This window comes from Kiritimatiella glycovorans, assembly GCF_001017655.1.
GTDB classification, from domain to species: Bacteria; Verrucomicrobiota; Kiritimatiellia; order Kiritimatiellales; family Kiritimatiellaceae; genus Kiritimatiella; species Kiritimatiella glycovorans.
Genome location: NZ_CP010904.1, coordinates 2,147,311 through 2,170,411, shown reverse-complemented (window position 1 = coordinate 2,170,411; position 23,101 = coordinate 2,147,311). Strand labels below are relative to the sequence as shown.

General features: G+C 65.8%; 20 protein-coding genes and 1 tRNA gene. 5 read left to right on the top strand and 16 right to left on the bottom strand.

From position 1 onward, the window contains the following. Positions 1-131 precede the first annotated feature (131 nt). Positions 132-207, bottom strand: a tRNA-Ala gene (locus tag L21SP4_RS09145). Positions 208-350: 143 nt separating this feature from the next. Here L21SP4_RS09145 and L21SP4_RS09140 point away from each other — a divergent pair. Beyond that, on the top strand, positions 351-2,315 hold the full coding sequence (locus L21SP4_RS09140) for a glycyl radical enzyme family protein (RefSeq protein WP_052882368.1): 1,965 nt from the start codon (positions 351-353) through the stop codon (positions 2,313-2,315). Here the strand turns inward: L21SP4_RS09140 and L21SP4_RS09135 are convergent. Continuing rightward, a complete protein-coding gene (locus L21SP4_RS09135) occupies positions 2,305-3,228 on the bottom strand; it encodes a radical SAM protein (RefSeq protein WP_052882367.1) in 924 nt (307 codons plus the stop codon). The genes L21SP4_RS09140 and L21SP4_RS09135 overlap by 11 nt on opposite strands. Beyond that, a complete protein-coding gene (locus tag L21SP4_RS09130; protein ID WP_052882366.1) occupies positions 3,225-4,454 on the bottom strand; it encodes a nicotinate phosphoribosyltransferase in 1,230 nt (409 codons plus the stop codon). Before L21SP4_RS09130 ends, L21SP4_RS09135 begins: the two co-directional genes overlap by 4 nt. Positions 4,455-4,660: 206 nt before the next feature. On the opposite strand from L21SP4_RS09130, the gene L21SP4_RS09125 reads away from it, so the two are divergent. Next, complete coding sequence (locus L21SP4_RS09125) at positions 4,661-4,849, top strand: ferredoxin (protein ID WP_052882365.1); 189 nt, start codon at positions 4,661-4,663, stop codon at positions 4,847-4,849. 63 nt (positions 4,850-4,912) lie between these two features. After that, positions 4,913-5,656, top strand: coding sequence for a DUF72 domain-containing protein (locus L21SP4_RS09120; protein ID WP_052882364.1), 744 nt, complete (start codon positions 4,913-4,915; stop codon positions 5,654-5,656). Here L21SP4_RS09120 and L21SP4_RS09115 read toward each other — a convergent pair. The 13 genes from L21SP4_RS09115 to L21SP4_RS09055 all read right to left on the bottom strand — a co-directional run bounded on the left by L21SP4_RS09115 (position 5,645) and on the right by L21SP4_RS09055 (position 20,642). Further along, positions 5,645-6,439 (bottom strand): HD domain-containing protein, encoded by a 795-nt coding sequence (locus L21SP4_RS09115; protein ID WP_052882363.1) that lies wholly within the window; start codon positions 6,437-6,439, stop codon positions 5,645-5,647. The genes L21SP4_RS09120 and L21SP4_RS09115 overlap by 12 nt on opposite strands. Then, complete coding sequence (gene larC, locus L21SP4_RS09110) at positions 6,429-7,610, bottom strand: nickel pincer cofactor biosynthesis protein LarC (RefSeq protein WP_052882362.1); 1,182 nt, start codon at positions 7,608-7,610, stop codon at positions 6,429-6,431. Before larC ends, L21SP4_RS09115 begins: the two co-directional genes overlap by 11 nt. 21 nt (positions 7,611-7,631) lie before the next feature. After that, positions 7,632-8,195: a hypothetical protein gene (locus L21SP4_RS09105; RefSeq protein ID WP_052882361.1), complete on the bottom strand. Its 564-nt coding sequence runs from the start codon at positions 8,193-8,195 to the stop codon at positions 7,632-7,634. A gap of 160 nt (positions 8,196-8,355) precedes the next feature. Beyond that, complete coding sequence (gene hydE / locus L21SP4_RS09100; protein ID WP_256381188.1) at positions 8,356-9,405, bottom strand: [FeFe] hydrogenase H-cluster radical SAM maturase HydE; 1,050 nt, start codon at positions 9,403-9,405, stop codon at positions 8,356-8,358. Between the two features lie 8 nt (positions 9,406-9,413). Beyond that, positions 9,414-10,889 carry a [FeFe] hydrogenase H-cluster radical SAM maturase HydG gene (hydG, locus tag L21SP4_RS09095; RefSeq protein ID WP_052882359.1) on the bottom strand — a complete coding sequence of 492 codons (1,476 nt, stop codon included), beginning with the start codon at positions 10,887-10,889 and terminating at the stop codon, positions 9,414-9,416. Beyond that, complete coding sequence (hydF, locus tag L21SP4_RS09090; RefSeq protein ID WP_052882358.1) at positions 10,886-12,136, bottom strand: [FeFe] hydrogenase H-cluster maturation GTPase HydF; 1,251 nt, start codon at positions 12,134-12,136, stop codon at positions 10,886-10,888. Before hydF ends, hydG begins: the two co-directional genes overlap by 4 nt. A 133-nt stretch (positions 12,137-12,269) precedes the next feature. Then, the gene (locus tag L21SP4_RS09085; protein WP_052882357.1) at positions 12,270-13,682 is read right to left on the bottom strand and encodes an aspartate ammonia-lyase; all 1,413 of its coding nucleotides are present in this window, start codon (positions 13,680-13,682) and stop codon (positions 12,270-12,272) included. Next, positions 13,679-13,972, bottom strand: a complete 294-nt coding sequence (locus L21SP4_RS09080) for a TM1266 family iron-only hydrogenase system putative regulator (RefSeq protein ID WP_052882356.1) — start codon at positions 13,970-13,972, stop codon at positions 13,679-13,681. The genes L21SP4_RS09085 and L21SP4_RS09080 overlap by 4 nt, the downstream gene beginning before the upstream one ends. A gap of 214 nt (positions 13,973-14,186) precedes the next feature. Beyond that, positions 14,187-15,869: a ribose 5-phosphate isomerase B gene (gene rpiB, locus L21SP4_RS09075; protein ID WP_052882355.1), complete on the bottom strand. Its 1,683-nt coding sequence runs from the start codon at positions 15,867-15,869 to the stop codon at positions 14,187-14,189. Between the two features lie 25 nt (positions 15,870-15,894). Next, the gene (locus tag L21SP4_RS09070) at positions 15,895-16,956 is read right to left on the bottom strand and encodes an arsenate reductase/protein-tyrosine-phosphatase family protein (RefSeq protein WP_052882354.1); all 1,062 of its coding nucleotides are present in this window, start codon (positions 16,954-16,956) and stop codon (positions 15,895-15,897) included. Between the two features lie 118 nt (positions 16,957-17,074). After that, positions 17,075-17,593, bottom strand: coding sequence for a 5-(carboxyamino)imidazole ribonucleotide mutase (purE, locus tag L21SP4_RS09065; protein WP_052882353.1), 519 nt, complete (start codon positions 17,591-17,593; stop codon positions 17,075-17,077). After that, on the bottom strand, positions 17,590-18,870 hold the full coding sequence (gene purD, locus L21SP4_RS09060) for a phosphoribosylamine--glycine ligase (protein ID WP_052882352.1): 1,281 nt from the start codon (positions 18,868-18,870) through the stop codon (positions 17,590-17,592). The genes purE and purD overlap by 4 nt, the downstream gene beginning before the upstream one ends. Before the next feature lie 383 nt (positions 18,871-19,253). Continuing rightward, the gene (locus tag L21SP4_RS09055) at positions 19,254-20,642 is read right to left on the bottom strand and encodes a DUF2851 family protein (RefSeq protein WP_052882351.1); all 1,389 of its coding nucleotides are present in this window, start codon (positions 20,640-20,642) and stop codon (positions 19,254-19,256) included. A gap of 772 nt (positions 20,643-21,414) precedes the next feature. Between L21SP4_RS09055 and L21SP4_RS13120 the strand changes: the two genes are divergently transcribed. Together L21SP4_RS13120 and L21SP4_RS09050 are read left to right on the top strand one after the other, a co-directional pair. Next, positions 21,415-21,807 (top strand): hypothetical protein, encoded by a 393-nt coding sequence (locus tag L21SP4_RS13120; protein WP_160300773.1) that lies wholly within the window; start codon positions 21,415-21,417, stop codon positions 21,805-21,807. 26 nt (positions 21,808-21,833) lie between these two features. Further along, entirely contained in the window at positions 21,834-23,045 is a 1,212-nt protein-coding gene (locus L21SP4_RS09050) for an aspartate kinase (RefSeq protein WP_052882350.1), read from the top strand. The last annotated feature ends 56 nt before the right edge of the window (positions 23,046-23,101 follow it).

Sequence of the window (23,101 nt, the reverse complement as noted above, 5' to 3'; positions counted from 1 at the left end):
AACTCCCTTGAAGCATTCCACCTGCCGCGATTTTTTTCGCACAAAAGACGCCAACGTACAAGCAGACAACCGCGGATGTCCCGTGTTCGGTCAGACATGAACACGGGGTTCGCGTTCAATATGAATGGAGATGGTGGAGCGGATGGGGATCGAACCCACGACCTCCAGAGTGCGATTCTGGCGCTCTCCCAGCTGAGCTACCGCCCCTTCCAAGGACGCGTACCCATAGCATGCAGGCCTACGCGAGGCAAGATCTTATCCCGGGTCCTACACGCGGATCCTACCGAGTCGGATGAACGGCAGGCCGAGGTTATCACGAAGCGGGATCCGTGGTAGACTGACCCTCAGGTATGAATCCCTGGCGCCGACAGCAGAGCGCGGACGCGGCACCGGTCGAACGGGCCCTGCAGGATTACGTGCTGGCCAGCCGCTATGCACGGCACGACCCGCAGCGCCGCCGCCGCGAGACGTTCGAGGAGGCCGTCAACCGCGTCCGCGCCATGCATCTGCGCCGGTATCCTTCCGCGGGGGGTGAGATCGACTGGGCCTTCGACCGCGTACTGGAGAAACGCTGCCTGCCGTCGATGCGTTCGATGCAGTTCGGAGGCGAGGCGCTCGAACGCCATCACGCGCGCATGTACAACTGCGCCTTCAGCGTCTGCGACCGGCCGTCGTTCTTCCGCGAGGCGCTTTTCCTGCTGCTGTGCGGCGCCGGGGTCGGAATCAGCGTCGAATACGAACATGTGAGCCGGCTGCCCGCCCTGGCGAAGGGCCCCGGGGGTGCGCCGGACCGTTTCACGGTTCCGGATTCGATCGAGGGATGGGCTGACGCCCTGGACCGGCTGGTCCGGGCCCGGATCGAAGGACGGGCGGTTGAGTTCGATTACGCGCAGATCCGTCCGCGCGGCGAACCGCTGCGCGTCACCGGCGGACGCGCGCCGGGACCCGAACCGCTGCGGTACGCGCTCGAACAGTGCGACCGTATACTGGAGGGCGCGGCGGGACGACCGCTCGAGCCGATCGAATGCTACGACATCATGATGCACGCAGCCGACGCCGTGCTCGCGGGCGGGGTGCGCCGCAGCGCCACCATCTGCCTGTTTTCTCCCGGCGACGAGGCCATGATGAACGCCAAGCGGGGCGACTGGATCGAGACCCACCCGCATCGCGCGCGCTCGAACAACTCCGTAAAACTGCTGCGCGGGGCGACGTCGCGCGAGCAGTTCATGGCGATCTTCTCTCGCGTCCGGGAATGGGGTGAACCCGGCTTCTACTTCGCCGAACGGCCGGAGTACGGAACAAACCCCTGCTGCGAGATCGGTCTTAAGGCCTGGACGCGCACGCGCGACGGCCGACGCGGCGCGTCCGGGTGGCAGTTCTGCAACCTCACCGAAATCAATGGCGACAAGCTGCACTCGGAAGAGGACTTCCGGATCGCCGTGCGCGCCGCGGCGATTATCGGAACCTGCCAGGCGGGCTACACGGACTTTCCGTACGTCGGGTGCGAAACCGGGCGCCTGTGCCGCGAGGAGTCCCTGCTCGGCATCTCGATCACGGGCATGATGGACCGTCCCGCGACGGCCCTGGAACCGCAGCTGCAGCAGCGGATGGCTCGCTATGCCGTAGACGTCAATCGCGAGACCGCGGCATGCCTCGGGATCCGTCCGGCCGCGCGCGTGACCTGCGTCAAACCCGCCGGTTCGACCTCCCTTCTCCTCGGTACCGCCTCGGGCATCCATCCGCGACATGCCCGCCGCTACTTCCGGCGTATCCAGGCCAACCGCGAGGATCCGGTGTACGCTTTTTTCCGCGAACGCAATCCCCACATGTGCGAAAACTCGGTCTGGAGTTCGCGCGGGACCGACGAGGTGATCACGTTTTGCGTCGAGGCGCCGGAAGACGCGCGCGTCCGCTCCGAGCTCTCCGCCGTCGAATTTCTCGATCTCGTCCGCGCCACGCGGCGGAACTGGGTCGTGCCGGGCACGGCGCGGCCGGATTCTTCGCCCGGTCTCATGCACAACGTCTCGAACACCGTCACCGTCGAGGACCACGAATGGAGTGCAGTGGCCTCCTATATATGGGAACACCGGGAGGAATTCAGCGGCCTCACACTGCTCGCCGCAAGCGGCGACAAGCAGTATCCCCAGGCGCCGCACGAGGAAGTGCGGACGGAGGAGGACGAGGCGCGCTGGCGCGAGATCTGTGAAAAGTTCCGGCCGGTGGATTTCACGGAAATGCGCGAGGAAGAGGACCAGACCGACCTGCGGGCCGCGCTTCCCTGCGGCGGTGACACCTGCGACGTGGTCAGCGCGTGAAGAAGGTCTCGTCCTTCTGTTCCCGGGTGTGGCAGCGGCCCGCGCGCACCATGTCCTCGAGCAGCTCCCGCACGGCCTCTTCGGGATGACCGATCATCTCCGCGAGCTGTGCGGCCGTCGCGGGATGGCGCTGCAGGATGCCGGTCAGCGTCTGCGCGCTCAGCGGCAGCGAGACCGTGCCGCCGTGGGCCCGGGGCGCGGCAATCTCCGCCGGCGGATCGAACAGCGCGGCGAGTCGCTGGAGCTTGTCAGGCGACGCGGCACGAACGCCCGCCTCTGCGGCCGGACGAACCGCCGTGTTGAGCTGTACCCGGTCGGGACGGATCTCCTTCGCCCGGGCGGCGATGCGCTTCACCTGCTCCTCGCCGCTGTTGAGTCCCGGTACGACGAAGACTTCAAGCCATAGTGCGCCCCGGTAAAGGCTCCGGAAATCCCGGTAACCCTTCATCATAGGTTCGAAGTCGAGGTCGGGGTGGGGGTGGTGGATGCGTTCGAACGATGTGCGGTCCCATGCGCTGAGCGAGAGCTTGACCACGTCGGCATGAGCCGCGCCGCGCCGCACGGCGGGATCCGTAAACAGGGTGCCGTTGCTCAGCAGCGCCGTGCGGAAGGGATGCGGTTCGAGGAATTTAAGGACGCGGTCGAAGTGCAGGTGAAGCGTCGGTTCGCCCGATCCGGCCAGCGTGATAAAGTCCGTCTCGCCTCCCGCCCGGATCCAGGCCCTGAGTTCCGCGATGACCTGCTCGGTGGGCACATATTCACGCCGTTCGAGGGTGGGATTCCGCGTGGGGCCGAGCTGACAGAAGATGCAGCTGATCGAACAGGTCTTGGCGGGAATGAGGTCCACGCCCAGCGAGCGGCCCAGCCGCCGCGACACCACCGGTCCGAAAAGATAGCGACAGGAATCGTTCACATTACACGCTCCATCCGTGCGTTAGGATGATATGTGCGGCCCTGCTTGGCGCAAGGCTCGCCTTCGCGCAGGACCACGTCGGCCGTGAAGTCCCAGTGACCGCGCATAAGCGAACTGCCGACCCCGTAGGCATCCACCGGGACAGCCATGTCCTCGAACATTCGGATGCGGTCGGGGTGGAAGCCGCCGGAGACGATGATCCGGACGTGCTCGTATCCGTGCCGGTCCAGCTCCCTGCGGGTGCTTTCCACGAGCTGAGGCGTCACGCCGGTCGGGGGTTCCTCGCCCATCCGCGGGATCATGGACCGGTCCACCATGGTTCCGGCCGTGTCCAGCCGGACGCCCCAGAGGCGGTCGCCCAGCGCCTCGCAGCACTGGAGCGAGGTGCCGACGCAGTCGTTGTCGAAGTCCACCAGCGCGACGAGGTTCACGTCCGGGAAAGAATCGTCGAAGAGTTTCACGGCCTGAACGGTGTCGCCTCCCACGGCCGCGATCAGCGCATGGGGAACCGTGCCCTTGGCGCTTTCGCCCCACCACTCCCCCTGCGCGTCGGTGGACACGCCGCCGGCCCCGCCGATATGGGCCGCATAGCCGTCGCCGCCCTGTACCGCCCAGTGGTCGAACCGCGCCGGGAAAAAGAGCACGACCTTGTCGCCCGCGGCGTCCACGGTGCGGCGGACGTTCGTCGCGATGCGGGTCCGCCGCGCGAGTACCCCGAGGTATACGGTTTCGAGGTGCGCGAACAGGCTCGCGTCGCCCGTGATATGCATCACCGTTTCCCAGGGAGCGATCCTGTCGCCGTCGTGGAGAGCCTCGAGCACCAGATCCTCGTAATGCGGTGTCCACAAATCATCCAGCCGGGCCGAAATCTCCGTCTTCTCGCGCACGGTCGCCATGTATTTTTCCCGGTCGGTGAGAAAATGTTTACGCGCCTCGTGTTTGAGCTCCAGGTAGCGGTCGAACAGCTTGCAGGCTTGGTCGAAGTCCCTGTAGGTCCCGCTTCCGAGTTTGAGCACGGCGATGGCCTCGTCGATGCCGCAGAGGATGGCATCCTTCTTCTGAAAGACCTGCAGGGTCACTTCGGGATGCATCCCGTGCTCCTCCAGCGCGCGTTTTTCGCGCCAGAAGTAGATGTCGCTGCGATAGCCCCGGCGGATCTCCTGAACAGGGAGATCGAAGATGTGACTGGGCAGGCGTTGTTTTCCGTTTTGACCTGTTGGTGGCATGGCGGGGGAGGATCGTGCGTGGGTTGTTGATTGACGACGATTATGCCTGAGCGAGCCGGTTTTTGCAATCCTCGCGCGTTTATTGGGTGAGCATGGAAGACGGGTTTTTGGATTGTCGCGTCTGCTCGGGCATTGTTACTATGACGGTGTATTGTGTTTGAGGCTTTCAGGCCCGAGAGGGGACACCCAGAAAAAGGAGGAGTATGATGAAGGCCAAAGTGGATGCCGATTTGTGCACGGGTTGCGGGCTCTGCCCGGATATGTGCCCGGAGGTTTTTGAGCTGACCAGCGACGTCGCCGAGGTCAAGGTGGATGAGGTCCCGGCGGAAGCCGAGGATACCTGCCGCGAAGCGGCGGAGAGCTGCCCGGTCGAAGCCATTTCGATCGAAGAGTAAATTTCGGATCAAACGGAGAGCGGGAGGGGACGGCTGGGCCGGATCCTCCCGTTTTTTTTCGCCATGCCGCGCAGGAATAAAGGCGCCAACTGGTTCGTCGGAACCTCCGGATGGACGTATGACCACTGGCAGGGGATCTTCTATCCCGATGATCTTCCCAAAAGCCGGCGCTTCGAGTTCTACGCCTCGGTTTTCAATGCGGTGGAGGTCAACGCCACGTTTTACCGCCGCTTCAGGGATTCGACCTATGAGAAATGGCGTGACCGGGTACCCGAAGGTTTTGCCTACGTAATGAAGGCTCCGCGCCTGATCACGCATCGGAAATATCTCAGGGATTGCGATGACCTGATCGATGAATTCCGGCGGTCCGTTCATATCCTGGGCGACCGGCTCGGTCTCATCCTGCTTCAGCTTCCCCCGAAAATGCCCTATGAGCCCGACCGGCTGGGGCACGTGCTCGAACGGTTCGACATGCCCGGAAGGATCTGTGTCGAATTCCGCCACGAACGCTGGATGCGCGACGAGATTACACAACGGCTCGATGAGGCCGGGGCTGTGTCCTGCTCCGTCGATTCACCCGACATGCGGCCCTCAGGCCTGCTCACCGGCGGGAAGGGATACGTCCGACTGCACGGGAGACGGAGCTGGTACGACGACAAGTACGAGGAAAAGGAGTTGAAGGAGATCGCGGAACTGGCTCGTGATTACGCGGATCGCGGAGCGGAAGAGGTGTACATCTTTTTCAACAACGACGCTCACGGATATGCGCCGACCGAAGCGCAGCGCGTGCAGACCTTACTGCGATAGCGTCTCATCCAGAAAGCGTTCCGCTTCGCGGATCGCTTCTTCGATATCGGGGTCGTCGGGCAGCAGCGCCCGGACCCGGTCCACGACCCCCTCTTCGCGCGCATGACGGAGCGAAGACGGATAGTGAAGATCGTAGAGCCAGGAGAGATGCAGCAGGACCATGTCCGTGCGTGAATGCACGTGGCCGTAATCCACGGTCTCGCGGCGCAGCAGTGCCTCGAGCGCTTCCGGAGTGGGGGGATGCCCCGGACCCGCATGGAGCAGGAGCTCGGGATAGCGGTCGGCTTCGCCCGAGGTGATCGCCCGATAATGCACGCCGAAGTTGTCGAGCTTGTCGGCGTCGCGGACGAGATGAAGGATCGGACGGTGGCCGTCCGGCACGTGCGCGGGAATCTCGCGGCGGTTGTGATAGCGCACCGCATCGAGCAGCAGCGCGCGCAGCCCGTTGCCGCCCGCGCAGTTTGTAAACCAGGCGAGTTCACTCAACACGCGAAAGCCGTGTTCCCCGTGATTGACCGATTCCTTGTCCCTGAACGTCCCGTAGCGGTTGATCTGATCGAAGCGGCCCGTGTCGTGCAACCAGCCGGCCGCCTCTCCGATCGTGCAGTTTCGTTCCGCCCAGCCCTCGCGTTCCGCGATGCGACGGGCGTGGGCCGCCACCCTGCACGAATGCTGTTCCTTCAGCTCGTGCAGCGGCTGGCGTTCTGCAGTCGCCGCGGAGCGCTGATCGCGGACATAGGCCAGAAAGTGACCGCGCAGTGCATCGAGGCCCTCAGCCGTCATCGGCCAACTCCCGCGCCGCGGCCGAGGCGGCCTCGTAGACCGTGCGGACCGGGACGTCGTGTTCGGCCGCCCTCATTTCGCAGTCCTTCAGTTCGGGGGTGCATGAACAGATCTCGTCGCCGCGTCGTCCGATTTTGATGGCGATCCTGCCGTAGGGGGTCTCCGCCTCGCGGCGCTCGCGTTCCAGTACATGCCGTTTCGCCTCGGTCTCTCTCACCCCGAACGTCGTGGAGTGACGGAACAGAAGTCCCACGCAGGCTGCGCGGTCTTCTGGGCGACAGATCACCGTCACGTTCACACCGGGCCGGCCGCGTTTCATCTGGACCGGGGTGCAGAACACGTCCAGCGCCTCATCGCGAAGCCGGTCGCAGAGCACGGCGGTCAATTCCGGGGTCAGGTCGTCGAGAGTGCTCTCCAGGACCAGGCAGGTGTCGGGGCGGCCGGAATCGGCCGAACCCTCCAGGAGCGTGGCGCGCAGGAGGTTGGGACGGTTTTCCAGCGCCCGCGATCCGAACCCGTATCCCGAGCGCAGCGCCCGGCCCCCGGCCGGGGCGGGCATCGACTTCGTCCAGGTCTTCAGCAGCGCGGCGCCCGTGGGGGTCACCAGTTCGTGGGGTTCTTCCGTGGCGACCGTCGCCATGCCCTGCAGCAGTTCGACCGTGGCCGGTGCGGGACAGGGCATCGTGCCGTGGGCGCATTCGATCGTGCCGCAGCCCAGCGGGAGCGGCGCTGCGCTTACGGCTTCGACGCCGAGTTCGTGCAGCGCCCAGCAGGCGCCCGCGATGTCGACCATCGCGTCCACCGCGCCCACTTCATGGAAATGGATTTTTTCCGGCGTGGTGCCGTGCACCTTCGCTTCCGCCTCCGCCAGCGTTCCGAAGACCTTCAGCGTCATTTCGCGCACCGGCGCCGGGAGATCGCTCCCTTCGGCTGCTTCGCGGATATGGCGCAGATGCCGGTGGGCGTGATGTTCGTCGGGCACGACGACCTCGACGCGCCGTCCGCGGAATCCGCCGCGATGCTCCCCCGAAGTCTCAATAGAAAACGCATCCGGCGCAAAACTGCGCAGTGCCTCCTGCATGCGCCCGGCGTCGGCGCCGAGATCGATCAGCGCGGCGAGGATCATGTCGCCGCTCGCGCCGCCGGTGGAATCGAATCGCAGCCATTTCATAAAGCGTCACTCCGGTTTCCGTCATCCGCGGTAGCAGCAAAGGCTCAGTACGATCAGGGCGAGGCCGGCCAGGAGTTTGAGCGCGCCGCCGACGCGCAGGCGCGGATCGAAGGAGGTCCACCATTCGAGGTGTTTGCGGAACCAGTACGGGGCGCAGAGCAGCAGCAGCCCGTAGGCGATCCAGAGGTAGGCGAGAACGGCCATCACCAGCCGCCAGGGCGAGGGGTCGGCGGCCGTCGGGAACCAGCGTACGGCGTCGAGGATGGGTGCAGCCACGAGCAGCAGCAGTCCGCCGAGCGCGCGGGCCGCGAGCAGCTCGTCCATGTATTTGATGCACAGAAAGATCAGCAGGGGGGTCAGAATCCAGAGCGCGGGTTTGAACCGGTCGAACGTGCCCAGGTACATCCTGTTCAGCTCGATCGCGGCCCAGGCCAGGTCGACCGCGGTCAGGACGGCCGCCGCCTTCGCGTCGCGCGGGAAGGCCTTGAGCGCGCCCAGCATCTGCTCCGGACGCGCCAGGGCCCATGCGCCCGAAAGCGCCGCGATCGCGCCCACCGTTAATCCCGCTATCAGAAGTCCGCTCATGGCTCAGGCCCCCGTTCCATTCAAAATCGCCCGGAAGCTTACTTCAAATGGGCTTGCTCAACAACCCAACAACCCCAAAACCCCAAAACCCAACAACTCAACAACTCAACAACCCAACAACCCGACAACCGGCCACCCGTAACGAGCCTCCCCCGCCCGGTTACCGCACCCGATCGCCGCGTCCGCGGCCGGGGACGCGGCCGATAGCGCGCAGCCGGCGTTTGAGCTCCGCGTCGAAGGTGGCCGGGTCTTCGGCGAGGCAGGACTTGGCGGGATAGATCTCGTAGAGCCGCCGGTAGCGCATGGGGGTCAGGTTGGGCATGATCACGTTGGCGCCGCGCTCGAGGCCCAATTCGCGCCCGTGTTCATCGAGCGTGGAGATGGCGGTCGTGCTCGGGATATTGGCATCGGGCCGGACGAGGCGCGTCAGGGCGAGCACCTTGTAGGCCATGCGTTCCGAAGGGGGCACCTGGTCGCTCTCCGGCGCGGGCGGACAGTCCGCGGCCCCGCGTCCCAGATCGGTGTCCGGGTGCGCGATAAAGGGTCCCACGCCGATCATGTCGAGGTCCAGTTCGGCGAACCGGGCAAGACTGCGGGCGAGGTCGGCGAAGGTTTGTCCCGGGATGCCGATCATGACCCCGCTGCCGGTCTCGTAGCCCAGACGCCGGAGTACGGCCAGCTGCTCGAACCGGTCGACCGAGTGCGGGCCTCGCGGGTGGATGCGCTCGAAGAGGTCGCGGCGCGAGGTCTCGAACCGGAGCAGGTAGCGATCGGCCCCCGCTTCGCGCCAGGCCGCCAGGTCCCCTTCGTTCCGTTCGCCGAGGCTCAGGGTCACTGCGAGTCCGAGGTCCTCTTTCAGGCGGCGGATCACGTTCGCGATAAAGGGGCGGTCCAGCGCGGGATCCTCGCCCGCCTGCAGGACGACGGTGCCGTATTTGAATTCGGCCGCTCGCTGCGCGGCTTCGAGAATCTCCTCCGCCCGCATCCGGTAGCGCGGCAGGGTGCGGTTGTCCGCATGAATGCCGCAGTAGCGGCAGCGGCGCGTGCAGTGGTTCGAGATCTCGACCAGTCCGCGCAGATGGACCTCGTCGCCGACTTCGCGGCGTCGTGTTTCGTCGGCCCGCTGCCATAAATCGGCCAGCCGGTCCGCGCGCGTTTCACGCAGCCGCTGCTCGATTGCGGGGCGATCCATGGAGTTATCGCTATGCATCCCGCATCCTAGAAGTACAGATCCCGCGCGCCGGCCGCGGTCCTGTGGTAGTGCTCCATGAACTTCTCGTACACCTGCGGAACTCGCTCGCGGATTTCCGCGATTTCCTGTTGAACCACGGGTTCGCAGAGTGTGCGGGCCTCCTCGCTTGCGAAGTCGTCGAGCCACTCGCGGAAAGTGAGTACGGCGTTGAGCTTGCAGAACCTGCCCTCCTGTCCGGTGCGCAGCAGGTCCATGATGCACTCGCCCGTGCGGCCGCAGCGATAGCCTGCGGTGCAGAAGGAGGTGATGATCCCCTTTTCCGCCAGCGCGACGATCAGTTCCTCGAGGCTGCGCGTGTCGCCCAGCATGAACTGCTGGCGTTCCTCGTGCTGGTCCTCGTCCGTCTCGCTGTATGCGCCGATCCCGATCCGCGTCGAGGCATCGGTCTGCGTGCAGCCGTGCACCAGCACCTCGTCGCGCAGCTCCGCCGATTCGCGCGCGGTGATGATGAGTCCCGTATAGGGCACCGCCAGCCGAAGCACCGTAACCAGCCTGCGGAAATCCTCATCGGATACGCGGTGCCGCGGATGGCGGGTCAACGGCGAGCCGCCGGCCGGCTCGAGCCGCGGAAACGAGATGGTGTGCGGTCCTATGTTGAATTTATCCTCCAGCTCGCGGGCGTGCTGCAGCAGCCCCATCACCTCGAAACGCCAGTCGTACAGGCCGAACAGTGTGCCGATGCCGACGTCGTCCACGCCGGCCTCGAAGGCCCGGTGCATGCAGTAGAGCCGCCAGCGGTAATCGCCCTTGATCGTGTCGGCGGGGTGCAGCGAGGCGTAGGTGTCGTGGTGATAGGTTTCCTGGAAGACCTGGAACGTGCCGATGCCGACGTCGTGAAGCATCCTGAGGTCGTCGATCGACATCGGGGCCGCATTGATGTTGACCCTGCGGATGCAGCCCTTTCCGTGACGGACGGGGACTTCGACGTCGTAGACGGTACGGATGGTGTCGGCGATGTACTCCGCCCCGGTTTCGGGATGTTCCCCGTACACGACGATCAGCCTTTTGTGCCCGATCTCGCCGGCGAGCGCTTCGGTCTCGCGGCGGACTTCGTCCATCGATAGCTTGCGCCGTACGGCGTCGGGATTGCCCGTTCGGAATCCGCAGTAGGCGCAGTTGTTGACGCACAGGTTGCTCATGTAGAGCGGGGCGAAGGTCACGATGCGGTTGTCGTAGACCTTGAGTTTGACCTCGCGCGCGGTCTGGCGCATCTCCTCGAGCAGTTCCGGGTCTTCGACGTGCAGCAGCACCGCCGTCTCGTCCGGGGTCAGCGTCTCGACGGCACGGGATTTGGCGAGGATGTCGCGCACCTGCGTCGGATCGGGGTCGCAGTGTTGGGCTAGGGTCCGCTCAATCGCGCCGTCGTCGATGAAGTCGCGATCGCCGTCCATGTACTTCGTAATCTCGTCGGGCTTGATGATCTTCTCTTTCAGTGTGCTCATGCGGTTTCCCCGGTTTGCGGTGGTGTGTTCGTTCGATCCCGTTCGCGTTTCCAGGCGAGCAGCGCGGCGGGGAAGGGGGTGAGGACGCGCTCGAGCACGCCCTGTGTGGAGGCGATAGCCATCCCGTAGTTGGTGACGGGTACGCGGGCCTCGGCGCATTTGGCGAGGCGCGAGAGCATCTCGCGCCGGTTCTGCATACAGCCGCCGCACTGGACGACGAGGTCGTACGAGTCCAGGTCGTCCGGAAAATCCCGGCCCGCGCAGACTTCGAATTCGAGCGCCGCTCCGGTGTACTGGCGCAGCCAGCGCGGGATCTTCACGCGCCCGATGTCGTCCTCGAGCGCATGATGCGAGCAGGATTCCGCGATCAGCACGCGGCTGCTCCCCGTCAGCCGGTCGATCGCGGCGGCGCCGCGGGCGAAGGCGGACAGGTCTCCCTTGAGCCGCGCGAAGAGGATCGAAAACGTGGTGCAGGGCACCTCCGGCGGGGTGTCGGCGGTCATCTTGAGCACGACCTGCGAATCGCAGAGGACCAGGTCGGGCGGGGCGGAAAGCCGATCGAGAAGCGCCCGGTATTCGCGTTCCTTGACCACCAGCGCGGCCGCGTCGCTGTCCAGCGCGTCGCGGATCGTCTGCACCTGCGGGAGGATCAGGCGGCCTTTGGGCGCCTGCAGATCGATCGGCACGATCAGTGCCGCCAGCCCGCCCGGCGGGAGCAGATCGCCGACCAGCGGCGGGGGGCGGACGAAATCCTCGGGGCAGATTTTCAGCAACTCGCGCTTCAGCGCGTTGAGAACCCCGGTGCGCGAACCCGCGTCGACCGAGCAGCAGGCGATGCCGTCATGATCGGCAGGGGGGCGGTAGAGATCGGCCTTGTTGTGGATCCGCAGCACGGGCGTGTTCCGTTCGGCCGCCTTGTGCTCCACTTCCGATTCGAAATCCGTCTCGCGTCCGTGTTCGGTGATCAGCAGGATCACATCGGCCCGGTCGAACACCCGTTCGGTCTTGTCAATCCGCCGTTCGCCGAGCGCGGATACGTCATCGAGCCCCGCCGTATCCAGAAACACCACCGGCCCGACCGGCAGCAGTTCCATCGGTTTCTCCACCACATCGGTGGTCGTGCCGGGCACGTCGGAGGTGATCGCCACATCCTGACCGGCCACGAGATTCAGGAAACTCGACTTCCCGGTGTTCGTGCGACCGAAGATGGCCAGGTGCAGGCGCAGGCTTTTAGGTGTGGTTTTCATAAACTTTTTCCGCATGCCCGTGTCTCAGATAACGGTGAAGTTTCCAGGCTGTGCTGCGGATGGTGTCGCAGAGTGCAAAGATCTGCTTGTCGTCCATCTAACGTATTTTGTCTGTGCCCCTTTGTGGCCCGGTTCAGTATTTTTTCCGAGCCTCCTGGTGGCCCAGGGCGGTCAGGGCCTGTGGGGAGAGCCTCTCCCTTACGGCATCGTCGCCCAGTTTCTCCTTAAGGAACGCCCGCATATCCCCGTGGTCCGTGCACTTCCAGTCCTTCACCAGACCGGCACAGCGGTCGTAGCCCAGTTCCGGGACGAAGGCGGTGATCAGTTCCGGGCTGCGGTCGAGGTGTTCGCGGCAGCGCGCGGCGTCCGCTTCGATGCCGTCCGCGTGAACGGCCAGGCTCTGCGCCGCGTTCGCGAGCAGTTCGATCGACTCCAGCAGCGCGTCGCCGAGCAGCGGCAGGAACTCGCAGATCTGCAGCGAGGCCCGGGAGGCGCCGTCGGCGACCGTTCCGTGGTGGGCCCGTACCCGGATCGCGGCCTGGATCACGGATTCGAGGATCACCGGGTTGACTTTGCCCGGCATGATGGAGGACCCCGGCTGCACGGCGGGGAGCCGGATTTCGCCCAGCATGGAAAGCGTGCGCAGATCGTCGGCGATCTTGATCAGGTTCGAGGCCGCGGCGTCGAGCACGCCGGAGACCTCGACGAAGGCGTCGGCGTTGGCGGTCTGGTCGACCATGTTCTCGCCGCGGCTGAGCCCGACCCCGGTCGCGGTGCGCAGTTTCTCGATGGCCAGAAAGATGTAGTCGCGCGGGGCGGTCAGCCCCGTACCGACCGCCGTGCCGCCGAGATTGACGACCCGCAGCCGCTCCTCGCATTTGAACGTGCGCCAGCGGTCGCGCGCGAAGGCCCCCGCGAACGCGGAGAACTCCGCCCCGAGCGTCAGCGGGACCGCGGCCACGCGCTCGGTGCGCCCGAGGGCGACGATATTCGCGAAGGCCTGTTCCTTCCGCTGAAACGCGCCCTGCAGCTCCGCGAAGGCGGCGCTCAGTTCGCGCAGGCCCCGGATGGCCGCCACCCGCAGTGCCGTGGGCACCGTGTCGTTGGTGGACTGGTGGAGATTGACGTGGTCCAGCGGGTGGACCGTGCCGTAGTCCCCGGATGCGCGGCCAAGCCGGGCGAGGGCGCGGTTGGCGACGACTTCGTTGACGTTCATGTTCAGCGAGGTCCCCGCGCCGCCCTGCAGCGCATCGACCGGGAAGGCCTCGTGCGTGAAGTCCGCGATCAGGTCCTCGCACGCGGACACGATCGCCTCGCCGACACGGTCCTCGAGGTGGCCCAGCTCCCGATTGGCCTCGGCGCAGGCGCGCTTCACGTCCAGAAGGGCGAGGATGAATGCGCGGCGTACGGGTCGGCCGGTCAGCCGGAAATTGTCCCGCGCCCGTTCGGTATGAATCCCCCATGGAGCCTGCGCGGCGATCCGGCGTTCGCCGAGCGCGTCCCGCTCCGTCCGCGTTTCCTGAGCTCTTTTCGTGGCGGCGGTCATGAAGGCAGACCCTCCCCGCAGCCTTCCCGATCGGCCGTCGGCGCGTGTTTGCTGAGCATCGACTTCACGGAGACGCCGTCGATGCGTCCGAGCTGTCCGGTGAGCTTGCCGAGTTCGTCGGTCGTGGCGTCGACCACCAGTGCGATGACCGCGCAGTGGCGGCGGTGGTAGGGCACCCCTGTGCGGGATACGATCAGCCCGCCGTATTCCGTAAGCAGGGCATTGACCGCCGGGGCCGCGTGCTCGCGGTCTTCCAGTACGATACCGATAAAGCCCAGCCGTCGTTCCATGACACCCTCCCGCAAAAAAACTCCGTCAGCCTCAGGCTGCGGAGCGGCGTCCCGCGCGCGTTCCTCGAATGACGGGAGAGCTCCGCTCTCCCGGGTCTCAGATCGCACACTCAGCGGTCGGGTTGTACCCTCGGGTTCGGATGCCGCTCCTCACCTCAGGTGGACCCGTGCGTAACACAGGAATGCGCCCGGTGCAAGCCCCGGTTTCCGCGGGCTAGATGAGCGGGTACTGGGACGTCATGTGCAGGACCTTTTCGCGCACGTGCGCGATGGTCTTGCGGTCCGACGCGTTCTGCAGCAGGTCCGCGATCAGCCCGGCGATCTCCCGCATCTGTTCCGGACCCATGCCGCGGGTCGTCACCGCGGGCGTGCCCAGCCGGATGCCGGAGGTCACAAAGGGGCTCTTGCCGTCGAACGGGATCGAGTTCTTATTCACCGTGATCGACGCCTTATCCAGCGCGTTGGCGGCGTCCTTTCCGGAGATCTCGACCGAGGTCAGGTCGGCGAGCATCAGGTGATTGTCAGTCCCGCCGGACACGATCCGGATACCCTGTTCCTGGAGGGCGGCGGCGAGTTCCTGCGCGTTGCGCACCACCTGCTGCTGGTAGGTCTTGAACTCCGGCTGCAGCGCCTCGTGGAAGCAGACGGCTTTGGCCGCGATGGTGTGCATCAGCGGCCCGCCCTGGATGCCGGGAAAGACCTGGCGGTCGACTTCCTTCGCGAAGGCCTCACGGCACAGCACCATGCCGCCGCGCGGCCCGCGCAGCGTCTTGTGGGTCGTCGTCGTCACGAACTCGGCATACGGCACCGGGTTCGGATGGCAACCCGCGGCGACGAGTCCGGCGATGTGCGCCATGTCGACCGTGAGGTACGCCCCGACGTCGTCGGCAATCGCGCGCAGCCGCTTGAAGTCGATCAGCCGCGAATACGCACTGGCGCCGGCGACGATCATCTTCGGCTTGTGTTCGGAGGCCAGCTCCGCCAGGCGGTCGTAATCGATCTGCTCGGTCTTTTCGTCGACCCCGTAGGGGACGATATTGAAGAACCGCCCCGAAAAATTCATCGGGTGACCGTGGGTGAGGTGGCCCCCTTCCGCGAGGCTCATCGCCAGCATGGTGTCGCCGGGTTCGAGCACGGAGAAATAGGCCGCCATGTTCGCGGCGCTGCCGCTGTGGGGCTGGACGTTGACGTGTTCCCCGCCGAAGATCTCCCGGGCGCGGTCGATGGCGAGGCGCTCGATCTCGTCGACGCACTCGCATCCGTTGTACCAGCGCTTCCCGGGATAGCCCTCGGCGTATTTATTGGTCATGCGCGAGGACTGCGCCTGGCGCACGGCGCGGGAGGCCATGTTCTCGGAGGCGATCAGTTCCAGGTTCTCCTCCTGGCGCCGGTCTTCGGCGCGCACGCCGCTGTAGACTTCCGGATCCGTGTCGTAGAGGGCGATCAGTTCCGCGAGCGTCGTTTCGCACTGGGATATCTTGTCCACGCGGCGCTGATGCCGCCCGCCTTCAAACTCCGCCGCGAACCAGGCCTCGAGGATGCCCGGCACGGCCTCGCCTTCGACGGTGGTCGAGCCCATGCACAGGACGTTGGCTTTATTGTGCCGGCGGGCCATCGTGGCCATGTGCGGCGTAACGCACAGCGCGGCGCGGACGTGGGGAAATTTGTTGGCGGTCATGGAAACGCCGACGCCGGTCGTGCAGACCACGATGCCTTCGTCGACCGAGCCTTCCGAAACTTTTCCGGCCACGTCGCGGGCGTAGTCGGGATAATCCACCGACTCCCGGCTGTGGCAGCCGCAGTCTTCAATCTCGAGGCCTTTGCGTTTCCCGAGTCGTTCGATGATCTCCTGTTTCAGCTCGTAGCCGCCGTGGTCGGCGCCGATAGCGATCTTCATGCAATCTCCTTACCCATTCTTTCGTTCACACGTAATCAAGCAGATAGAGTATCAGATCCGAGAGCGCGCTGTCGATACGGTCCCTGACCTGCCGGTAGGCCTCTTCATCGCCGCCTATCGGATCGTGAACATCCTCGCCGCCGCCGTTTACGTGGAACGAGGTCAGCAGTTTGACCCGGCTCGCGCATTCCGGGGCCAGCCGGCAGACTTCCTCCCGCTGGGCGGCCGTCATCGTCACGATCAGATCCGAATCGCGTACGAGGGCGGTCGTCAGCCGCCGGCTGAGGTGGCCGGACATGTCGATCCCCTTCTCCCGGAGCACATGGACCGCGTTTTGCGTCGCGGGCATGTCTTCGGCCGCACTGATGCCGGCGGACTGCGCGGACCATTCGGCGCGATCCCCCAGCCGTTCGCGGAACAGGTGTTCGGCCATCGGGCTGCGGCACGTATTTCCGGTGCAGACGAAGAGGATGACCCGTCGTCGCGCCCCCGTGCAGGCGGCTTCAATCCGGTCGAAGGGAATCGTGCCCTCGCGCAGCAATTCGGGATAGCCGTGTGCGAGGCTGACCACGGTGCTCGGCGTGCCGCTGGAGGGTCCCGCGTCCAGCACGAGCGCCGGCTTGATGTCCAGTCCGGCGACCGCTTCGTCCGCAGTGCAGGCCGGCGGCTGTCCGCTGCGGTTGGCGCTGGTCAGAGCGACCTGGGGCCCGAGCCGCCGCCCGACCCCCTGGGGTACGGCATGATCCGGGGCGCGATACCCCCGCGGCGCCCATTCCGTGGGCAGAACGAGCGTAAGCGGGCCGGGCCAGAAGGCGTCCGCCAGCGACCGGGCGAATTCGCCCACTTCGGCGCCGTCTTTTTCCACCTGATCGATATCGACCGCGAGCCGGGCGAAGGGTTTCCCCGCCGGCCTTCCCTTGGCGGCAAAGAGCCGGCTGCGGGCCCCGGGCGCCCGCACATCCGCCGCCACTCCGTACACGGTCTCCGTGGGCAGGACCACGAGTTCGCCGTCGTGGAGAAGACGCGCCGCCCGGTCCAGCAGGGCCGGGTCCGGATTTACGGGATCAATGACGGCGTGTTCACTCATAATTCACTGGCTGGACTTCTCTTCTGTGCCCAGGGTGCCTCTACGTGGCCCAAAGAACTTTTCTGTGCTTCCTGTGCCCTGGGGTGGCCGGACAACTCTTCTGCGCTTCTTCGGGGCCCTAGGAGCCGTCCAGTTCCTCATTGAGGCCCCGATCGGCATGGCGCGTTTCTTCGGCCATCCGGTCGCGATGTTCTTCGAGCTTCAGCTGAAGCGTGTCGTCTTCGAGGGCGAGAATCCGGATCGCGAGCATGGCCGCGTTGATGGCGCCCGCCTTGCCGATCGCCAGCGTCCCGACCGGGATGCCTTTCGGCATCTGCACCGTGGAGAGCAGCGCGTCCATGCCGTCCAGCGCCCAGCCCTGCAGCGGAATGCCCAGCACGGGCAGCGAGGTATGCGCCGAAACGACGCCCCCGAGGTGGGCGGCTCCGCCCGCGGCGGCGATAATAACTTTCAGGCCGCGCTCCCGCGCGGTGCGCGCCCATTCGGCGGCGTCCTCCGGCGTCCGGTGCGCGGACATGACCCGCACCTCGCACTCGAGGTCGAAGGACTGAAGCGTGGAGACGGTGTGCTCCATGGTCTTCCAGTCGGAGCGGCTTCCCATCACAATTCCGATCTTCTTTCCGTTTTTCTGCGTCATGGTTCCTCCCTTTCCAGTTCGCGGTGGGCTATGTCGGTTCGATAAAAAGCATGATCCCAGGAGATCTTTCCCGCCCCGCGGTAGGCGGAGGCGACCGCGGTCTTGAGCGTCGCGCCCAGGGCGGTGACGCCCAGTACGCGGCCGCCGGCGGTGACGACCCGGCCTTCGGGATCCGCATCCGTCCCGGCGTGAAAGACGATCGTCCCGGCTTCTTCGGCCGCGTTCAGGCCTTCGATCGGGAGCCCTTTCTCGTAAGGCCCCGGATAGCCGCCCGAGGCCATGACCACACACACGCAGGCCTCGGATTTCCACTGCGGCTCGACCGAGGCCAGATCTCCATCGACGCAGGCCTGCAGCGCGGGGAGAAGGTCGCTATCGAGGCGCGGAAGGACGACCTGCGTCTCGGGATCGCCGAAGCGGCAGTTGAATTCGACCACGCGCGGCCGACCGTGTTCTATCATCAGTCCCGCATAGAGCACGCCCTTGTAGCGGATGCCGCGCCGCCGGAGTTCGGCCAGCGTGGGGCGGTAGATGTCGTCCATGACCCGGCGCCATACGTCCTCGCTGACGACCGGCGCGGGCGAGTAGGCTCCCATTCCCCCCGTGTTCGGACCCCGGTCGCCGTCGTACGCGCGCTTGTGGTCCTGCGAAGAAGCCAGCGGCACCACGGTCTCGCCGTCGGTGAGGGCCAGGATCGACGCCTCTTCGCCGCGGAGGCAGTCTTCGATCAGGACGCAGCCCCCGGCGTCCCCGAAACGCTTCTCCTCGAGGGCCTCACGCACCGCGCGCTCGGCCTCGTCGATCGAGGCGCACACGGTCACGCCCTTGCCGGCGGCGAGGCCGTCGGCCTTGACCACGACCGGCGCTCCGTGTTCGCGCAGACAGGCGCAGGCGGCCGCGGGGTCGTCGAACGACTCGGCCCGCGCGGTGGGTACGCCGGCGGCCTGCATGATTTCCTTGGCGAAGATTTTGCTCCCCTCGAGGCGGGCGGCCTCCTTCGAAGGGCCGAAGACCGCGAGTCCTTCGGCCTCCAGCGCATCGGTGAGCCCGGCACAGAGCGGTGCTTCGGGACCGATCACGGTAAGGTCGGGTCGTTCAGCGCGGGCGCACGACACCAGGCCGTCGAGGTCGGTCGCTTTGACGGGAAGATTGCGGGCGAGACGGGCCGTGCCGGCATTTCCGGGGGCGCAGAGGAGTTCGGGCTTCCGGGGCGAAGACGCCAGCGTCCGCACAAGCGCGTGCTCGCGTCCTCCGCTTCCCACGACCAGTACTTTCATCCGCGATATCCTCCGCCCGCCGTTTCGTGAGCCCATATGACGTAATGCAATGGGCGGCGGGAATCAAGGTTGGAAATCTGAGTGAAGGTATGAGTGAGAAAGCTGAAACCTGAAACCTGAGTAAGAAAGGAGAGTCAGAGAAACCACGGGGGGGGATCGGGATTCACCATGAAGGACATGAAGAGCATGAAGGTTGGTGAGGGGGGTGAACATAATTCCTGCTCGTACTCGTACTCGTACGCGTACTCGGAGCGCCGAAGGCGCGATCCCTTTTCCAAACCGGCAAATCGAGGACGAGTACCGCTTCGGTGAGTACGAATACGATGTGACGCGAGCGGATTTCCCGTCGTACACCCCAAAAAAGTTTACGTCGAACCTTCCACTCAGGGTTCCCACTCACAGATAGCTTTCGGAAGCCGACACTGGTCGCAGACGCCGCGCGCGGGCAGGCAGTAGCGGTCGTGCAGCTCGATCAGGCCCTGTCGCGCGAGTGCGGAGGCGCAGAGCGTGGACGGGTGGTCGGGGCCGAGGACGAGACGCGCCGCGCGGCGGAGGGTGCTGTTCCAGGGTTCGGCGGGCATGGTGCGGAAACAGGTTTCGCATTCCGAGCGGGGCTCCGGACCGGCGAGCCGCCAGGGGATGACGCTGTTGATCAGCAGGGTTCGGGCGCGGCCCGGACCGATGAGCGCCGTCGGCGCCTGCCGCGAAGCCGAGGTCCACGTCCAGTGCCGTTCCCAGAACGGGTCGCGCGGCGCGGTCAGCTCCTCCATCGCCCTGCGTATGAATCCCCCGGCATCGGCGGCGGGCGCCGCAGCCAGTCGTTCCTCGAGTCCCGGGGAAGGTCCGAACCACAGCGCGGCGGCGGCCAGGCGGCGGGCGGGCTCGTTGGCCGGTCTACGCGAGGCCGCGCACCAGTCGTCCCGTCCGGGCAGCGGCGGGGTCCAGACCGGTTTGCGCACAAACCAGAGGTCCCAGAGGATCCGTGCGCGGCGGCGCGATTCCTCCGTCAGACGCGGATCGGCGGGATCGGGGAGCAGTCCGGCCGCGCCGGTCAGTACGGCCGTCGCCGCGAGAGGGCCGCCGGCGGCGCGTAGGCGCTCGAGCGAAACGGCCTCGGCCACCCGGCGGAACGCGCTTTTGTTCACGCGGTAGCCGAGACCGGCCATGAGTTCGCGGTACAGCGTCTCGGCGGCGCCGTGCCGTTCGCGGAGCGCGGTGAAACGATCGATGCGCCTCCGCATCCGCTGCCGGCCGGCCGCCTCGAGCAGCGCGCTTTTGAACTCCGGGGGGCGGCCGGAAAGGAGTTCTCCGCAGCGGGTCGGCGACGGGAGCTTGAGATAGGGATAGGAGTGGACGTCGATGCGCTCGCAGATCCGCTCGAGGTCTTCTTCCAGAAAGGAGGCCAGGGCGATCTCCTCGCAGCCCGGTGGAAGCGGGAGCCGGGGGGCGCTCCCGGCATGGAGCGTCACGTGAACCCGAACCTTTGAGTACCGGGGGTCGGCGTCATGACCGTGCCGTGCCCAGTCCGCCGCGCGGAGGTGCACTTCCACGTCACCGGCCACGGGCCGCGGCGGGTCGCCGATCAGGACCCGGGCATCCATGAAGTCCGGCCCCGCCTCGAGGTTCCAGCGTCCCGGATGAACCACGCGCACAGGGACCCCCGCCGTTGTGGTCAGACGGTCCGGGCGCAGCGCCCGGTCATACCAGATCGCCTGCAGGTGGCGCTCGGTGACCGGCCATGCATCGTCGGGGTGAAGGGCAGGGGTGATCATGGGGGAATCGGGGCAGGCGGGGAGGTCGTGGCAACGGCCCTCACGGGCCTCGTGGCAATCGGGGGGATCGGGAGATGTCGTGGCAGTCGGGGGGATCGTGGCAATCGTGGCAGTCGGGAAAGCCGCCGTTTTCACGAGCGGAGCGTTTTCTCGAGGCCGAAGGCCGTTGCCTCGAGCGTAGCGTGGAAGATCGTGGCAGTCGGGGGGGTTCGTGGCAATCGGGAAAGCCGCCGTTTTCACGAGCGGAGCGTTTCCTCGAGGCCGAAGGCCGTTGCCTCGGGCGTAGCGTGGAAGATCGTGGCAGTCGGGGGGGTTCGTGGCAATCGGGAAAGCCGCCGTTTTCACGAGCGGAGCGTTTCCTCGAGGCCGAAGGCCGTTGCCTCGAGCGTAGCGTGGAAGATCGTGGCAGTCGGGGGATCGTGGCAATCGAGGAAATCGTGGCAGTCGTGGCAGTCGGGGGATTTCGTGGCAGTCGGGAAAGCCGCCGTTTTCACGAGCGGAGCGTTTTCTCGAGGCCGAAGGCCGTTGCCTCGGGCGTAGCGTGGAAGATCGTGGCAATCGGGGAAATCGTGGCAACGGCCCTCACGGGCCTCGTGGCAATCGGGGGGATCGGGGGATTTCGTGGCAGTCGGGAAAGCCGCTGTTTTCACGAGCGGGGCGTTTCCTCGAGGCCGAAGGCCGTTGCCTCGGGCGTAGCGTGGAAGATCGTGGCAATCGGGGAAATCGTGGCAACGGCCCTCACGGGCCTCGTGGCAATCGGGGGGATCGGGGGATGTCGTGGCAGTCGGGAAAGCCGCCGTTTTCACGAGCGGGGCGTTTCCTCGAGGCCGAAGGCCGTTGCCTCGAGCGTAGCGTGGAAGATCGTGGCAGTCGGGGGATTTCGTGGCAGTCGGGAAAGCCGCCGTTTTCACGAGCGGAGCGTTTTCTCGAGGCCGAAGGCCGTTGCCTCGGGCGTAGCGTGGAAGAGTCATGGCAGTCGGGGGGTGCGGTTTTTTTTGCGCTGGGCCGGGAGTTCGGGACGCTGCCGGAATGGGCTGATTGGAACCTCTGTCTGTTTGATGCTGATGAGGAAAATGCGAGGGTGTGGTTCGGACTGGGTTTTAATGTCCTCGCGCGCCGAAAGCCCGGTGCTTTTGGGTTGCATTGGCCCGGTAAATCCGGTTAACAGGCGGGGATATTCCGGGGGACGGTATGGCACGGATCGTACAGAAATACGGCGGATCTTCGGTCGCGGATGCGGACTGCATGCGCCGGGTGGCGCAGCGGATTCACGAGACCCGCGAAGCGGGGAACGACGTGGTCGTGGTCGTGAGCGCGATGGGCGACACCACCGACGAGCTGATTCAGCTTGCGCAGGAGGTGCATGCGAGTCCGGACGACCGCGAGATGGATCAGCTCATGGCGGCGGGCGAGCAGATCTCCAGTTCAGTTTTGACCATGGCGCTGCATGCGATGGGCTGTGAGGCGGTCTCGATGACCGGGCCCCAGGCGGGGATCCGCACGGATGCGGCCCACACGCGGGCGAAGATCACGGGCATCGATCCCGCGCGCGTGCACCAGGCGCTCGGATTCGGGCGCGTGGTGATCATCGCGGGATTCCAGGGGCTGACGCCCGCCTCGGACGTGGCGACGCTGGGTCGGGGCGGCTCGGACACCACCGCGGTGGCCCTGGCCGCGGCCCTGGAGGCTGACAAATGCCAGATTTTCACGGATGTCGACGGGGTCTACACGACCGACCCGCGCATCTGTTCCGGTGCGCGCAAGCTGGACCGGATCACCTGCGATGAGGTGCTCGAACTGGCGAGCCTCGGCGCCAAAGTTCTGCACTCCCGTTCGGTGGAGATCGCCAAGAAATACGGCGTCCGGCTCGAAGTGCTCTCCAGTTTCAAGCGAAGCCCCGGCACGGAGATCGTGGAAGGAGATAGTTCGATGGAAGATGTAGTCGTACGCGGAATCGCGGCGGATAAAGGGCAGTGCAAGGTCACCCTTCACGGCGTGCCGGACAGTCCCGGCGTCGCCGCCCGGGTGTTTCACCGGCTGGCGGACCATGATGTCAACGTGGACATGATCGTCCAGAACGTGAGCGAGGAAGGGCATACCAATATCTCGTTCACGATCCCCGTCTCGGACATGAAGCGCGCAAAGACCGCCGCGGACGAACTGTCCCGGGAACTCGAGGCGCAGGGCGTCGATTTCGACGAGGACATCGCCAAGGTCAGCATCGTCGGCATCGGCATGAAGAGCCACTCGGGCGTCGCCTCGCGCATGTTCTCCGCGCTGGCCGAACACGGAATCAACATCGGCATGATCTCCACCTCCGAAATCAAAATCTCGATTGTCATCGCCCGGGATTCCGCGGACGAGGCGGTGCGCGTCCTTCATAAATCCTTCGAACTCGAGTGACCCGCCGGAGGAGTTGAATCTTTCCAGTCGCGCCGTGTGCGCGGCGTCCCGTGCCG

Coding starts and splice junctions, on each gene's coding strand:
- L21SP4_RS09115 (WP_052882363.1), bottom strand. CDS start 6,439: ATGACGGCTGAGGGCCTCGATGCACTGCGCGGTCACTTTCTGGCCTAT.
- hydF (WP_052882358.1), bottom strand. CDS start 12,136: ATGAAAACCACACCTAAAAGCCTGCGCCTGCACCTGGCCATCTTCGGT.
- L21SP4_RS09125 (WP_052882365.1), top strand. CDS start 4,661: ATGAAGGCCAAAGTGGATGCCGATTTGTGCACGGGTTGCGGGCTCTGC.
- rpiB (WP_052882355.1), bottom strand. CDS start 15,869: ATGAAGATCGCTATCGGCGCCGACCACGGCGGCTACGAGCTGAAACAG.
- L21SP4_RS09070 (WP_052882354.1), bottom strand. CDS start 16,956: ATGAGTGAACACGCCGTCATTGATCCCGTAAATCCGGACCCGGCCCTG.
- purE (WP_052882353.1), bottom strand. CDS start 17,593: ATGACGCAGAAAAACGGAAAGAAGATCGGAATTGTGATGGGAAGCCGC.
- L21SP4_RS09105 (WP_052882361.1), bottom strand. CDS start 8,195: ATGAGCGGACTTCTGATAGCGGGATTAACGGTGGGCGCGATCGCGGCG.
- L21SP4_RS09120 (WP_052882364.1), top strand. CDS start 4,913: ATGCCGCGCAGGAATAAAGGCGCCAACTGGTTCGTCGGAACCTCCGGA.
- larC (WP_052882362.1), bottom strand. CDS start 7,610: ATGAAATGGCTGCGATTCGATTCCACCGGCGGCGCGAGCGGCGACATG.
- L21SP4_RS13120 (WP_160300773.1), top strand. CDS start 21,415: ATGTCGTGGCAGTCGGGAAAGCCGCCGTTTTCACGAGCGGGGCGTTTC.
- L21SP4_RS09085 (WP_052882357.1), bottom strand. CDS start 13,682: ATGACCGCCGCCACGAAAAGAGCTCAGGAAACGCGGACGGAGCGGGAC.
- L21SP4_RS09140 (WP_052882368.1), top strand. CDS start 351: ATGAATCCCTGGCGCCGACAGCAGAGCGCGGACGCGGCACCGGTCGAA.
- L21SP4_RS09055 (WP_052882351.1), bottom strand. CDS start 20,642: ATGATCACCCCTGCCCTTCACCCCGACGATGCATGGCCGGTCACCGAG.
- L21SP4_RS09080 (WP_052882356.1), bottom strand. CDS start 13,972: ATGGAACGACGGCTGGGCTTTATCGGTATCGTACTGGAAGACCGCGAG.
- L21SP4_RS09050 (WP_052882350.1), top strand. CDS start 21,834: ATGGCACGGATCGTACAGAAATACGGCGGATCTTCGGTCGCGGATGCG.
- hydG (WP_052882359.1), bottom strand. CDS start 10,889: ATGAGCACACTGAAAGAGAAGATCATCAAGCCCGACGAGATTACGAAG.
- hydE (WP_256381188.1), bottom strand. CDS start 9,405: ATGCATAGCGATAACTCCATGGATCGCCCCGCAATCGAGCAGCGGCTG.
- L21SP4_RS09130 (WP_052882366.1), bottom strand. CDS start 4,454: ATGCCACCAACAGGTCAAAACGGAAAACAACGCCTGCCCAGTCACATC.
- purD (WP_052882352.1), bottom strand. CDS start 18,870: ATGAAAGTACTGGTCGTGGGAAGCGGAGGACGCGAGCACGCGCTTGTG.